9 protein-coding genes and 1 pseudogene are annotated in these 15,106 nt (G+C 51.3%); 3 read left to right on the top strand and 7 right to left on the bottom strand.

Annotation, left to right across the window (positions count from 1 at the left end):
* Window positions 1-111: 111 nt before the first annotated feature.
* From fdhF (LG383_RS01810) to hydN, 5 genes are all read right to left on the bottom strand, one after another.
* Window positions 112-2,259 (bottom strand): formate dehydrogenase subunit alpha, encoded by a 2,148-nt coding sequence (gene fdhF / locus LG383_RS01810; RefSeq protein WP_225758207.1) that lies wholly within the window; start codon window positions 2,257-2,259, stop codon window positions 112-114.
* Between the two features lie 161 nt (window positions 2,260-2,420).
* Complete coding sequence (locus LG383_RS01805) at window positions 2,421-3,440, bottom strand: HoxN/HupN/NixA family nickel/cobalt transporter (protein ID WP_225758206.1); 1,020 nt, start codon at window positions 3,438-3,440, stop codon at window positions 2,421-2,423.
* A 14-nt stretch (window positions 3,441-3,454) separates the two neighbouring features.
* On the bottom strand, window positions 3,455-5,680 hold the full coding sequence (gene hypF / locus LG383_RS01800) for a carbamoyltransferase HypF (RefSeq protein ID WP_225758205.1): 2,226 nt from the start codon (window positions 5,678-5,680) through the stop codon (window positions 3,455-3,457).
* A 3-nt stretch (window positions 5,681-5,683) separates the two neighbouring features.
* Window positions 5,684-7,834, bottom strand: coding sequence for a formate dehydrogenase subunit alpha (gene fdhF / locus LG383_RS01795; protein WP_225758204.1), 2,151 nt, complete (start codon window positions 7,832-7,834; stop codon window positions 5,684-5,686).
* Window positions 7,835-7,874: 40 nt separating this feature from the next.
* Window positions 7,875-8,420, bottom strand: a complete 546-nt coding sequence (gene hydN / locus LG383_RS01790; protein WP_225758203.1) for an electron transport protein HydN — start codon at window positions 8,418-8,420, stop codon at window positions 7,875-7,877.
* A gap of 657 nt (window positions 8,421-9,077) precedes the next feature.
* Here hydN and LG383_RS01785 point away from each other — a divergent pair.
* Both LG383_RS01785 and LG383_RS01780 read left to right on the top strand, forming a co-directional pair.
* Complete coding sequence (locus LG383_RS01785) at window positions 9,078-10,667, top strand: AAA family ATPase (protein ID WP_225758202.1); 1,590 nt, start codon at window positions 9,078-9,080, stop codon at window positions 10,665-10,667.
* 1 nt (window position 10,668) lies between these two features.
* Window positions 10,669-11,811, top strand: a complete 1,143-nt coding sequence (locus LG383_RS01780) for a hypothetical protein (RefSeq protein ID WP_225758201.1) — start codon at window positions 10,669-10,671, stop codon at window positions 11,809-11,811.
* 251 nt (window positions 11,812-12,062) lie between these two features.
* Here the strand turns inward: LG383_RS01780 and hycI are convergent.
* Window positions 12,063-12,307, bottom strand: a pseudogene (hycI, locus tag LG383_RS22965) (hydrogenase maturation peptidase HycI); the annotation flags it as partial.
* Window positions 12,308-12,825: 518 nt separating this feature from the next.
* On the opposite strand from hycI, the gene LG383_RS01770 reads away from it, so the two are divergent.
* On the top strand, window positions 12,826-13,281 hold the full coding sequence (locus LG383_RS01770; protein WP_225758200.1) for a hypothetical protein: 456 nt from the start codon (window positions 12,826-12,828) through the stop codon (window positions 13,279-13,281).
* A 367-nt stretch (window positions 13,282-13,648) separates the two neighbouring features.
* Here LG383_RS01770 and LG383_RS01765 read toward each other — a convergent pair whose 3' ends face one another.
* The gene (locus LG383_RS01765; protein WP_225758199.1) at window positions 13,649-15,022 is read right to left on the bottom strand and encodes a DUF6602 domain-containing protein; all 1,374 of its coding nucleotides are present in this window, start codon (window positions 15,020-15,022) and stop codon (window positions 13,649-13,651) included.
* Window positions 15,023-15,106 lie beyond the last annotated feature (84 nt).

Here is a 15,106-nt window from a genome sequence, read left to right as displayed (position 1 = left end):
ATTAAAGAATGAGATGGCTCTGGTTTTTAATTTAATGTGCCAATTAAAAAAGCAGCCCCTGAGGGCTGCTGTGTATGATAACGCTCGCCTTTATGCCGGGTGGCGCTGCGCTTACCCTTTTGCCAGTTCCTTCAGGTGCTTTTTCAGCTTGTGATATTCATCAATCACATACTGTTCCGCCCTCTGCTGGTCAGCAATCGGCTCCACGCGCACGGCGCAGTACTTATACTCCGGCGTTTTGGTAATCGGGCTCAGGTTCTCGGTCACCAGCTCGTTACAGGCGCCAATCCACCACTGGTAGGTCATGTACACCGCCCCCATGTTCGGGCGATCGCTCACCTGGGCGCGGGTAATGACTTTACCTTTGCGCGACGTGACCCAGACCAGGGCTTCGTCTTCAATCCCGAGGCGCTTCGCATCGGCGGTATTGATCTGCGCATAGCCCGGTTCATCCGCCAGCGCGGCCAGCGCCGCACAATTACCGGTCATCGAGCGGCACGAGTAGTGGCCGACTTCACGCACCGTCGACAGCACCAGCGGGTACTCGTCGGTGAGCTTGTCGATCGGCGCAACCCAGTCGCAGGTATAGAGCTGCCCCAGCCCGTTCGGGGTGGAGAACTCTTTTTCGAACAGGTAATCCGTTCCCTGATCGGCCTCTGACTCGTCCCGGCACGGCCACTGGATATAGCCCAGCTCGCCCATCTTCTCGTAGGTGGCACCGAAGAAATCCGGGCACAGATGACGCAGTTCATCCCAGATCTGCTGGGTGTTGTCATAGTGCATCGGATAGCCCATCCGGGTGGCGATCTCGCTGATGATCTGCCAGTCGGTTTTGAGGTCCCACTTCGGCTCGACCGCTTTGAAGAAGCGCTGGAAACCCCGGTCGGCGGCGGTGTAGACCCCTTCGTGCTCACCCCAGGAGGTGGACGGCAGGATCACATCGGCGGCGGCCGCGGTCTTGGTCATAAAGATATCCTGGACAATGACCAGTTCCAGCTCTTCAAAGGCCTTACGCACCGCAGACAGCTCGGCGTCGGTCTGGAGCGGATCTTCCCCCATGATGTACGCAGCACGCACTTCGCCATGCGCAACCCGGTGCGGCAGCTCGCTGATGCGATACCCGGTATGGGCAGGCAGAGCGTCCACGCCCCAGGCTTTAGCGAACTTCGCCCGGTTCTCCGGGTTGTTGATGTACTGATAGCCCGGATAGGTATCCGGCAGCGCACCCATATCGCACGCGCCCTGAACGTTATTCTGACCGCGCACCGGGTTAACCCCCGCGTACGGCTTGCCGAGATTGCCGGTCAGCAGCGCCAGGCTGGTCAGGGAACGCACGGTTTCCACGCCCTGGTAGAACTGGGTCACGCCCATGCCCCAGAGAATGGCGGCGTTTTCCGCTGCGGCGTACATCCGTGCCGCCTGACGGATCTCCTGGGCGCTCACCCCGGTTATCGCTTCAACGGACTCCGGCGTGTAGCCTTCGACAATTTTGCGATACTCCTCGAAGCCTTCGGTACGGGCCGCCACAAATGCGCGGTCGTACAGCTGCTCTTCGATAATCACGTGCCCCATCGCATTAAGCAGCGCGATGTTGGAGCCGTTTTTCAGAGCGATGTGCATATCGGCAATGCGCGCGGTTTCAATTTTGCGCGGATCGCAGACGATAATCTTCGCCCCTTTGCGTTTGGCTTTGATCACCCGGTTCGCCACGATAGGGTGCGAATCCGCCGGGTTATAGCCGAAAATAAAGACCATATCGGCATTCTCAATGCCAACAATGGAGTTACTCATTGCGCCGTTACCGACCGACTGGTGCAGACCTGCAACCGATGGGCCGTGTCAGACGCGCGCGCAGCAGTCGACGTTATTGGTGCCGACTGCCGCGCGGGCAAATTTTTGCATGATGTAGTTGGTTTCATTCCCGGTGCCGCGGGATGACCCGGTGGTCATGATCGCATCCGGGCCGTGTGCCGCTTTGATGGCGCTGAGTTTAGTGGCAACGTAATCCAGCGCCTCGTCCCAGGAGACGGCCTCCAGCTTGCCGCCGCGCTCGCGACGGATCATCGGTGATTTCAGGCGCGGGGTGAGGATCTGCGTATCGTTGATAAAATCCCAGCCGTAATAGCCTTTCAGGCAGAGATCGCCCTGATTGGTCTTACCCTGTGCCGCTTCAGCCTTGACGACTTTGCCGTTATCGACCACCAGGTTGATTTTGCAACCCGATGCGCAATAGGGGCAAACCGTGACGACTTTCTTCATCGGTAGTTACTCCGTTAGTAATATGTCCTCAGCGGTATGCATGAAGTGTGCCAGCATGCATTTTTAAGTTAAGTAACTGAAATATTAGACAAATACTGGAGGGATTTTGCGAAGAGCAACCCGTTCGTCATAAATGTCATGACGAACGGGCAGCGATGACGTTAGCGGACGACCAGCGCGTCGTAGCCTTTGAAGCGGTAGTTAATCAGCGAGGCGATCCAGCAGAGGATAAACAGCCCGACCACGATAAACCCGGCGTTACCGAGGTTGTCATTCAGCGCGGCCACGCCGTTCCACAGCCCGCCGGTCAGGCCAAACTTATCCGCCAGCAGGCCCAGCGCTTCCAGTCCGCCGATAAACAGGGCTACCACCACTGAGGTGCCGGTGATGGTCATGTTGTAGTAGAGTTTGCGCTGCGGCTTGTTGAAGGCCCAGCCGTAGGCGCCCACCATAATCAGGTTGTCGAGGGTGTCGATCAGCGCCATGCCGCTGGTGAACAGCAGCGGGAAGACCATGATCGCCCACACCGACATGCCGCTGGAGGCCCCGGCCGCCGAGATCCCCAGCACCCCGATCTCGGTGGCGGTATCAAAGCCGAGACCAAACAGAAAGCCGACCAGATACATATGCCAGCTGCGGGTCACCAGGCGAAACGCCGAGCGGAACAGCCAGTTCATCACTCCGCCGTGGGCAAAGGAGACCACTTCCGGCACCTTCTCGCCGCGCTTCATTTTATTAAAGCTGCCCCAGACGTCGCGCAGAATAACCAGGTTGACCAGCGCCATCGCCAGCAGGAAAAAGGCCGACACCGCCGTGCCGATCATGCCCCCGGTCTCATGGAACCACTCCATGTTGCGGCTGAAGGCGGTGGCGGTGGCGGCGATGGCAATCGAGGCCAGCACCACGATGGTGGAGTGGCCCAGCGAGAACCAGGCCCCTACCCCGCACGGGCGCTTGCCCTGCTGCATCATTTTGCGGGTGACGTTATCAATGGCGGCGATGTGATCCGCATCCACCGCGTGACGCAGGCCGTAGCACCAGGCCAGCAGGCTGGCCGCCATCAGCGACGGGGTGGTGTGAAACAGGTAAAACGCGGTTCCCCAGGCGACAATATTGGTGACGATCAAGGCCAGCATCAGCGCCATAGCTTTGGGTTGATTATTGAAGTATTTGATAAACATCGTGATATCCCAATTTAAGAAAGAGACGCGGCAGCGATCACTGCCTGTCCAAATGCAATCGCGCCGTCTCCGGCGGGCAGGCGCCCGGGAACCAGCACGGTAAAATCTCTCAGCCAGAACTGCAGGCGTTCCCGCAGGAGCCGGTTATGCATCACGCCACCGCTGCAGACGATGGTGTCGAGGTTACAGCGGCGGGCATGCTCTGCCGCCAGCGTCGCCAGCCCGTTAGCCAGCGCGTCGTGAAATGCCCAGGCGCGTTCCCCGGCAGCGGCCTGCCAGCCGAGCCACTGCTGCCAGAAGGTGGCCATATCCAGCTCGCCGTCGCGTACCGGCAGCGTGATCGGGTGGCTGACCGGCCCGCTGCGCTGCGCCAGCGCCTCCAGCCGACAGGCGGCCTCCCCTTCGTAGCTGAGTTGCGCCGGGGCGCAGCCGGTTGCCGCGGCTACCGCGTCAAACAGCCGTCCGGCAGACGAGGCCAGCGGGGAATTAATCCCGCGGGCAATAGCCTGGGCCAGCGGCGACCAGGGTTTATCGGCCAGCAGACTCGCCTCCGGCAAGGCTTGCCACTGCGGGACAAACGCCTGCCACTGGGCCAGCAGGTTGCGCCACGGCTGACGCGCCGCGAGGTCACCGCCCGGCAGCGCCACCGCCGGGAGTCCGCCGAGCCGGTCACAGCTGCGGTAGCTGACCCGCAAACACTCCCCGCCCCACAGTTCGCCGTTCTCCCCCTGGCCTAGTCCGTCCAGCACCAGGGCGATGGCATCCCCGCCGTCGCGCGGCCAGCCGTGCTCCGCCAGACAGGCCGCGGCGTGGGCATGATGATGCAGCACGCGCAGGTGTGGATATGACATCTGCTCCCCGAGTTGGGTGGAGCGATAGCCGGGATGGGCGTCGGTCACCACGCCCTCGGGGGTAAACTGCCAGAGATCCTGCAGAGCAGTCAGGGCCTGCTGCCACTGGGCCAGCGCGTCGTCATCACCCAGATCGCCAAGATGCTGGCTCAGGATCGCCTCCCCGCCGCGCACCAGGCAGAAGGTGTTTTTCAGATCCGCACCAAGACACAACAGCGACGGCACATTATTAAAGCCGGGCGGCAGCGGCAGCGCGTCCGGGACAAAGCCCCGGGAGCGGCGCAGCATATCGCCGCTGGCGCGCAGCACCGAGTCGTCCATGCGCTGAACGATCTCGCGGTTGTGCAGCAGCCAGCCGTCGGCGATGCCGTCCAGATCCTGCCTGGCCCGGTCGTTGGTCAGCGCAGGCGGGCAGCCGTTAAGGTTGCCGGAGGTCATCACCAGGGGGCAGTCCAGATCCTGCATCAGCAGATGCTGGAGCGGGTTGGCCGCCAGCATCACCCCCACCTCGTTCAGCCCGGGGGCGATAGCTTCGCAGCAGGCGATATCGCGTTTATCCACCAGCACAATGGGTGCTGCGGTTGAACCCAGCAGGGCCTGAGCTTCTGCCGGAAGCGCAACAGCTAATCGCTGCGGGATCATCACCGCCAGCGGTTTCGCCGGACGCCGCTTGCGCTCGCGCAGCCGGTTCACCGCCTGCTCATTGCGGGCATCGCAGGCCAGATGGAAGCCGCCGAGACCTTTCACCGCCACAATCCCGCCCTGCTTCAGGACGGCCACTGCGGCCTGCAAGGCGCTCTCCTTCTCTTTATGCTCCTCGCCGCACACCCAGCTCAGCTGCGGCCCGCAGTCCGGGCAGGCCACCGGCTGGGCGTGAAAGCGCCGGTCGGCGGGGTTGCGGTACTCCGCCGCGCAGACCGGACAGAGCGCAAACTCCGCCATGGTGGTGGCCGGGCGGTCGTAAGGCATCGCCCGGATAATGGTGAAGCGTGGCCCGCAGTGGGTGCAGTTGATAAAGGGATAACGGTAGCGACGCTCGCGCGGATCGTTCATCTCGGCCAGGCACGCCGGGCAGGTGGCGGCATCCGGCACCACCTGGGTGGTCATCTGCCCCTGCTGGCTGGGCAAAATGGTGAAATCCACCGGGAGCGGCGCCCAGTGCCACGGCTGCTCGCTAATGTCGTCAATCCGCGCCAGCGGCGGGCCTCCGGCGGCCAGCCGGGTGATGAAGTCCTGCGACTCGCCGGTGAGGCGCACCACCACCCCTGCCCCGTCGTTGCAGACGTCGCCCTTCAGCCCCAGCTGTCGGGCCAGTTGCCAGACCCAGGGACGAAACCCCACGCCCTGGACTTTGCCGCGAATGCGCAGCAGCGTGCCGTTTGTACACATGCGTTAACTCTCTACCGCCTCTCGCAGGCGTTGTTTCATCGCGCTGTAGGTGGTCTGGGCATAATTTTCTGCCCAGTGTTGATCGGCAATAGGGTCGATCTTCACCGCGCAGTATTTGGTTTCCGGGGTTTTCGAGACCGGATCGAGGTTGTCCTGGGTCAGCTCGTTGCAGGCCCCAATCCACCACTGATAGGTCATGTATACCGCCCCCTGGTTGATGCGTTCGCTCACCTCCGCGCGGCTGATCACCTTCCCACGACGGGAGCTGACCCACACCAGCTGGCGATCGTGGATGCCGAGCCTCTGCGCATCCTGCGGATGCATCTGCACAAAGCCCGGCTCATCCGCCAGGGTCTGCAAGGCGGCACAGTTACCGGTCATCGAACGGCAGGAGTAGTGCCCCACCTCGCGCACGGTGCAGAGCACCAGCGGATAGTCGGCGTCCGGCATCTCCGCCGGTTTGCGCCACGGGGCGGCAAACAGCTGGCCTTTGCCGCTCGGGGTGTCGAAGCGGTTGCCTTCGTAGAGCCACGGCGTGCCCGGATGGTCGAGGGTCGGACACGGCCACTGGATGTGCCCCATGTCGCCCATTTTTTCGTACGTCACACCGTAGAACAGCGGGCAGAGCTCGCGCATTTCGTCCCAGATCTGCTGGTTATCGCGGTACGCCATCGGATAGCCCATCGCGGTGGCGATCAGGCTGATGATCTCCCAGTCGCGCTTGACGTTGCCCTTGGGTTCAATGGCTTTTTCGAAGCGCTGGAAGCCGCGGTCGGCGCAGGTGAAGACCCCGCCATGTTCGCCCCATGAGGTGGCGGGCAGCAGCACGTCCGCCGCCTCGGCGGTTTTGGTCATAAAGATGTCCTGCACCACCACGAAGTCGAGCGCGTCAAACCCTTTGCGCACCAACCCTAAGTCGGCTTCGGTCTGAAGCGGATCTTCTCCCATGATGTAATAGGCTTTGACCTTGCCCTCCAGCGCGAGATGCGGCACTTCGGTGATGCGCACCCCGACCTGGTCATCCATCAGCGCAGGATCGACGCCCCACGCCCGGGCGAATTTCTCCCGCACCTGCGGGTCGGTGACGTCCTGATAGCCGGGGAACTGGTTGGGGATCACCCCCATGTCGCACGCACCCTGGACGTTATTCTGCCCGCGCACCGGGCCGACGCCGCAGTGTTCCCGCCCGAGGTTGCCGGTGAGCAGCGCCAGGGTGGAGAGCCCTTTCACCACGTCCACCGCCTGTCCGAACTGGGTGACGCCCATCCCCCACATCACGGTGGCGGACGGCGCGGCGGCATAGATGCGCATCGCCTCGCGGATCTGCCGGGCGCTGACCCCGGTAATGCCCTCGACGTTTTCCGGGGCGTAATTGCTGACCGTTGCGCGCAGCGCGTCCAGCCCTTCGGTGTAGCGGGCCACGTAGTCGGCGTTGTAGAGGCTCTCGTCCAGCAGGGTGTAAATGAAGGCGTTCACCAGCGCCATGTTGCAGCCGTTGTTGATCTGCAGATGCCGGTCGGCAATGCGCGCGGTTTCAATTTTGCGCGGATCGCAAACGATCACCCGGGCACCGTTCTGTTTGGCTTTGATCACCCGGCGGGCGACGATCGGGTGCGAGTCGGCGCAGTTGTAGCCGAAGATCAGCAGGCATTTTGAGTTTTCGATATCGCTGATGGAGTTGCTCATCGCCCCGTTGCCCAGCGTCTCCTGTAATCCGGCCACGCTCGGGCCGTGGCAGACCCGGGCGCAGCAGTCGACGTTGTTGGTGTTAAGCACCCCGCGGGCAAACTTCTGCATCACGTAGTTGGTTTCATTCCCGGTGCCGCGGGACGATCCGGTGGTCATGATGGCGCACGGGCCATAATTGGCCTTGATGTCACTCAGGCGTTGGGCGGTGTAGCGAATGGCCTCGTCCCAGGAGACCGGCACAAACTTGCCGCCTTTCTGGTAGCGGATCATCGGCTGGGTGAGGCGCGGCGTCAGCAGCCGGGTATCGTTGAGAAAATCCCAGCCGTAATAGCCCTTCAGGCACAGCTGATTCTGGTTGGTGACGCCCTGCGCGCCTTCCGCACGAACGATTTTATTGTTGTCGACGACGAGTTTTAACTTACAGCCCGCACCACAGTACGGGCAGACGCTGGTGATTTTTTTCATCAGTAACAGACCTGCTAAAAGTGAAAAGTAATGCTGACGCTTACAGCGCCAGCGAAGACATGTTGTCGAGCGCCGCGCGGCGACGTTTTTCCAGACTCAGCTGTTCCAGCTTCTGCCTGTCGATGCAGACAATGGCATTGGTCGGGCAGGCCTGAATGCACGCCGGGCCGTCCGGCTGGTGGTAGCAGAGGTCGCACTTGTTGGCCTCGGCCTTCTCCGACATCACGTTCAGCCCGGCGCCGATGCTGCGCACAACCGGACGCAGCACCACTTCCATCGCGCCATACGGGCAGGCGACCACGCAGGTTTTGCACCCGATGCAGCGCTCCTGGTGGACGTGAACAAAATCGTTATCGCGAGTGATCGCCCCGTTCGGGCAGACGCTGGCGCAAGGGGCATCTTCACACTGGCGGCACATGGTGGCCGTAGAGACGTTGACGCCTTTGATGACGTGAATGCGCGGCAGGAAGTTCTGCAGGGTCAGCGAGGCGCAGTCCTGGGTGTCGTGGTGCGACACCACGCAGGCCACTTCACAGGTACGACAGCCGATGCATTTGCTGGCATCGGCAATGATGAAACGGTTCATCCTTAATCTCCGGGAATGATGGTTAGCTTGCCGGAGGTATGCATAAATTGGGCCAATAATTATATATCTGAAATTAATGGATTTTATTTGGAGATGTGGCTGTCATCGTCATAAGTGACGATGACAGGATTGACGTTTTCAAGTCGGATGCTGACTGCGTGCTGCTGAGAGGCAACAGCATCTGTCTTAGGACATTATCATGGCTTATTTAGATAAAAGGAAATGCCGCAGGTGAGCGTACCCGGAAGGAAAGTCCGTCAGTCCGCTTAGGGCGTGGGACTAAAGTTGGCGTTAGAATAACTAGTATTACCGTGAGTTGATCAACGAGGAGCATGTCATTCACTCCGGTTGCTCTGATGCCCGCCCAGAAGGCATAATTAACTCCTATCAATAAATACATAATCTTGTATAATTTATAGCTTGACTTTTAATAATGACAGACTACATACCGAACCAGATTGTAGGCAAGAATGCAAGCCTGTTGATAGTGTCGACAAATTTTGTACAAAATGAAACTCAAAGAGAGTTTGGTTGCAATCGGCACATGTTCCATTTAACAGGCTAGAAGAATTTATACGTAAGTCTTAATTTTTATGGAAAAATGATAAGTAGATACTCTTAAAAGGCCACAAAAACTAAACTATTAAGGATAATTTAATGCTTACTACTCTCGGCGTCAAAAATCTTAGAAGTTTTACTAATGAATGTCATTTTAAACTTGCACCTATAACAGTCTTTGTAGGGCGTAACAGTAGCGGCAAGAGTTCTTTACTTCGCACATTTCCTCTTATGAGGCAGTCTTTTGAAGCTAATACCACAGGTCCGATATTATGGTATGGTCGCTTAGTCGATTTTGGTGATTTTGAAGAAGCTATTTCGAAAAACAATCAAAGTAATAACATCGAATTTTCATTTGGATTAAAACCATCTGAGGTTAGCAGTGACCCTTTCGCCTGGGAAATAAATAACATTTTAGAAGGACTTGATGTAGTAGTTAAACTTATAATATCTTCTGTCGATAAAAAAACTATTACTAAAGAAATAAATATTACCGTTGATCATACAAAGTTAACAATCACGATGGAGAAAGATTATTCTCAAGCTCTTTTTTCGTTTCAAAACAAAAAATATAAATATCATAAAAATGTAACACTGGGAGGCATGAATATTAAATTCCTTCCGACTCTCGTTTATGTTAAGAATTCAGATGAAACTGGAAGTCATGCCGATGATGACATTTATTGGAACGGCATTACTCGTACGACTCGTCGTTCCATATTTTCACGGCGTAAATTCGAACGAGAGATAGTCAACTTAGCTAGTGAAGCTTTAAAACCATATTTTCATAGAAATACCAATTTAGAAAGCCTTTCAAAAGTTTTATGGCAACTTTCCTCAATATCTCGTTCTGAAATTATTAATTTTCTACAAAGTTCGTTCTCTGATAAGAAATTTTTTATTAATCAAATTTCTGACAGTTCAGTGTTAGAAGATGTCGTTAGTAAAATGCAAGTGTTTATGTTTCTTAAAAGTTATAATTTGATCGCTGACGCTATAAATGAAAATCTTCGAGCCAGTTTTGAATCCATAAAATATTTAGCACCTATTAGAGCAAGTACAGAAAGATACTATAGATTTCAAGATTTACAAGTAAATGAAATGGATCATACAGGTTCGAATCTTGCCATGATTTTGAACTCTTTCTCAGCAAAAGAAAACGATGACTTCCAAAGTTGGATTCGTAGCAACTTTGGATTTAACGTTACAATTGAACAGTCAGTTGGTCATTATGCCATAATGATACAAAACGAAAACGATAGTACTAAACATAACATTAGTGATATGGGTTTTGGTTATTCGCAAGTTTTACCCATTATACTTTCGATCTGGCTTGAGACACAAAAAGACAGTCATGAAAATAATGAGGCAATTTTCGTCATAGAACAACCAGAATTGCATTTACATCCTGCGTATCAAACAAAACTAGCAATCCTTTTTGCTAAAATAATTGAGCTATCAAAACAGACTAAATCCAATATAAAAATTATTTTTGAGACGCATAGCCAACAAATGATTGATGCATTTGGTGATTGTATCGAAAATGCAGAATTAAATTTTAATAAAAATGATGTTTCAATATTAATTTTTGATAAAGAAGATGGGACGGGTACTTCGGTCCATAAAGCTAACTTCGATGATCAAGGATATTTTGAAAACTGGCCCGTTGGATTTTTCTCTGGAAAATAAAATGATAATCAAATTAGAAAATCAAGAAAAAAAAGACATTAATACCGAGCCTTATTTTACAACTGTGGTCAATATTATGACAGCTTATAAAGAAGGTAAGCATATTGTTATAGCTGAAGCCAAGTTTTTTGAAGAGATACGTAATAACAACAATTTTGATGAAAGAATTAGAAATGCAGCGATGCGTGCTGAAAATGAACAACGCCAATATCATCAATTACTTAAAGGTGTTAATGCCTATATCCATGTTGAATTAGGTAATTTAAGCTCCAATTATAAAAAAAATGAAGATAATGGAATAGAAAAGATTGTTGTGAGTTGTGAATTTTTTAAAGACAGTTCATCTATACAGAAGATTAATCTTTTGTGCGAAGATCTAAGCGATGCCGACTTGTATTTGAAAATGGGCGATTTTTATAAACATAACATAAACCTATCAACGATCAATATATTATTTGACCACATTGGTGGCGGAGGTGACAATACATACAAAAGTTTTTCAAAGATTACTGAAAATACAAGATTTTGCTTATGCCTGTTGGACAGCGATAAAAAACACCCGAGTGGAAAACAAGGCGGAACATCACTAAAATTTAAAGATAAAAAAATACCATTCAATGGAAAATATATCGTAATCAATGCTCACGAAGCCGAATGTCTAATACCAAATGAAATTATTGAATTACTTATCTTAGATAGAAACCTTAATCATTACAACTATGATTTTCATACAAGGCTAGATTATTTAAGGGAGATTTGCCAAAGTAACAGCCTTGTTAAATTATACTTTGATCATAAGGAAGGACTCACGGTAAATAATATCAAGAAATTTGACAAATCAGGTGATACTCCTTTCTGGGAAAACGCTGTGAAAGGGGCTACTGGATTGAAACGTCGTAAATGCGCGATTAATTTCCATTGCGATTGTAAAGAATCAGCTTCTAAAAAAAACCAGCAAGAATGTTATATAATATTAGGCTTTGGTTCAAAGCTATTAGAAGATTCCAGCGCAAAAATTAATCAAATGCCAACTCCAAAAATCAAACATATGTTAAAAGAGCCATTGTTAACAGAATGGATGAATATTGGAAGGGAAATTTTTAGCTGGGGATGCGCGCCCAGTAAGGTGGCTAGAACATCTTGAAAGCTATTTTTCCAGCAATCATACTTAAATGCCTGAGATTCAATAGCTATCACGTTAATCTCAGCATAGCCGCCCCCTTGGCTTTCCCTGAACTAACAAACAGCCCTGTGCGCTGAGACAGTTATCGGCATTGTGAATAATCAGACGGCACGAGATAATTTTGCCCCGTCCTGAAAACAAAAAAGCGCGCGCATATCTGCGAGCGCTTTCCACACCAGATCGGTAATTCGTCACCCTGCTAAGTTACATCTTTATAGTCCCATAAACGGTCTCCCCCCATCCTGGTCCTCCAAACTTTCATACGCGGTCTCGACTGCACTCTTCCTCTTTGGGGTTATTGGATACTAAAACCCCACAATATCCGGCTGCACCCCGAGGAAAATCACCTCCCCACATCATCCAGTAGCTGATTCACCAAGTAGTTGAGCGGCATGTTTTGGGTGGTCATCATAGAAATCCAGGCAAAGTCGTCCGGGCCGATGCGAGAGATATCGCCTAGATAGGCGCAAAGCGATCCACAATTTAAGGTTAAGAAAATTAATAGTTTTCATTGGAATAGGTGCTGTCATCGATATAAATAGCGATGATAGTTCTACCGTTTTGCTATAGGTACTGAAGGCGCGGGAAATATCATTTTCATTAGAAGCAACAACATTAGCATTGTAGGCCGGGCAAGCGAAGCGCCCCCGGCATGGCTTTTCTGGAAGCCTCCTCGCAAACCTTAAATTTACCCTATGTAATTCATGGTTAAGTCTTTTATTCCCATAATCATGCTCGTAAAGTGACTGCGTTGCGGCACATCCGCAATCGGGTGTAGGAACCCGTATTCTACAGAGCGATATTTATATGTCGCGATAGTGCATATCCCGTAAAATCACGGTGGCACTGGCGGAGCAGTCGCGAGACTGGCCGTTTTCTCTGTAGGCGGCATTCCTACCTCCGTCAGTGCTACCTCCTTCGAGCGTAGGAACTCTGAGGGTGGTTAATTTAATTAATACAGAGAGGATGTCCTATATGACTACTATCCCAACCCTGACTTACCCGCAATCTGACGAACAGGTTATTCCCGCTTCCCTGACTACGCCCCTTTCTGCTGCAGCGGATCTCTTCGAGGTCGCCGATCACTGCGCCGGGCTGGTGAGCGTACTGATCGAAACTGACGACAGAGTATCCCGCACTGCGCTCTGCGAAGGTCTGCTGCACGCGCTGCGCCAGTTGCGCGAACGCTGTGATGCCGAACTCCCGCCGCACCTTATCGCCCAGTTGATCCAGGGGGAAACACTCACCTCCTGTATGCCGGACTGCTGGCAGGAAACCGCTCCCCAGGTGGATTATGCGCTGGCTTTAGTGCAGGCAATTCTGGGCGGAACGTTGCCCGCAAGTGTGGAGAAAGAACTGGCGGGGTTGCTGCATGACCTGGTCTGGCTGGTTAATGAGTTTGTGAAGGAGCCGTATATTACGGTGCATTGAATGGGGCTGGAAGTTTGTGAAGGCTGACTGATTTCAGGTGTGATAAGGGGCTGTGGCAGGCCCCTGAATGCGTTTGAGGATGGGGTTCGAGCTTCGGGTATTCGATTTTTATAAGCTGACAATATCGGTTGTTGCGTATGATAAACAACGAATGCCTGTTAAGAGTGAAAAGCGGACATACTTTATCTTTAACGAGCGTAATCAGTGATATTTTAATATTATATGCCTATGGTTAAAAAGATGATTTATTGTATAAAATGATTATGCACTCAGCATGCTGCCCTGAAACGTTCCCTGAGTAAAAATCTCTATTTTAAAACATCATTCAAGCTTATAAAAACAGTGGGCCATCCTATAAATGATGGCATTAGTTCTTATCAGTTGAATTTTTATTAAGTGCATTTTTTTTGCACTTTGGACAACCTTGAACTAAATCCTCCTTGATTTGATAATAGTAAGGAATAAATATATTCATCCCGCCACTCTTTATCGCATCATATGCAAGTACTGTGGTAAGCATTTCCTTGCCTTCAAAAATCACTTTCCTATTGGTGACTAAAATATCACTAAGAGGTAAGCATTCCGGATTGTAAATTATTACATTGCTTGGTTGCCTATCATATTTTTCATAGTTGTCACCTGCATATCCATAAGCTAAATCTGTGGCTTTTACCCAATTAATCGGTTCTGCTGTCTGGCACCAACTAATCAAAAGATCTAGTTTCTCTGGAGTATATGTTCTTGTATAGTCGCCATGTATTTCACACTGACCATATTCTGCAAATTGCCCTAAGATATATTCGTAAGAGTGATCGCCAGCGGTTAATGGCAATCTAAAGTAATGTTTGGGGGATGCCCTATATATTTTAGTGCTATAAAGCAAACTAAAAACAATATCATAAAGCTGATAAAGGCAACACCCTTGATAATCTGGATTTCCATATACAACAATATCTCCAAAGTTATTTATATCAGAATTATAGGCGCTACCAAAGTGCTCGTCGCCATATAGGAAAAAACCTTTCGAAAGAATGAAAACCGCATTAGGAAGTAAATTCTTATCATAAGTTCGTGCATGTTTTTCCAACTCTGAAACAATATCACTCCAATCCATGCCAGTATCATAAGCAAAAATAACCCCGAATCCATCCCTCTGTATTTTTTCCCCTGAATGAATAATGGGACCTTGATTAGCAACCATTCTCTTTAATTTTTTGAATGAGGCAATATTTTTGAAAGCACTTCCTAATTCTTTTTTTGTGAGTTTTGATTTAACCTGAATGGCACCATAGCAGTACTCAATAGGTAAAACCTCGTAGATATTTTGTCGTTGCATAAGAGTAAATGAATTTAAAGCATCATAAAAAAGAATGTCAATTTCATTACTAAGATGTCCAGTTGTTGATGCAACCCGGACGCTAGATTTTGATATGCCATAACTAAGCGGTAAGAGTTTATTATCAATAAAAAAAGCTCTCAGTAATTCTTCTCTAACAGTACCAACGTCTCTAGGGTGTTTAATATCTTGCGATATTTCATAATCTTTCAGCATTTTATTCTGAAAGTACATGAATTCACGTTCTAGACCATGAAACTCCTTTTCCTTAGAGCGTAGTTTATTCGCACGCGAGGCTTGATTTGATATCCATTCTTTTGCCCTCGCTTCTTTTTCAGCAAAATCAGCACGTTCTTTTTTTTGAGCAGCAGTTTGGCGTTTTCTTGTTTCTTGATTTTCTGACATAATAATAATATCCTTAATAGTAATAAGAAATGTTGCCTAACTTACCAAATATAGATGCGGAAAAACGTGCTAACCATCTATTTG

The organism is Leclercia sp. Marseille-Q4284, assembly GCF_916618945.1.
Taxonomy (GTDB): Bacteria; Pseudomonadota; Gammaproteobacteria; order Enterobacterales; family Enterobacteriaceae; genus Enterobacter; species Enterobacter tamurae.
This window is presented reverse-complemented; position numbering and strand designations above follow the sequence as displayed.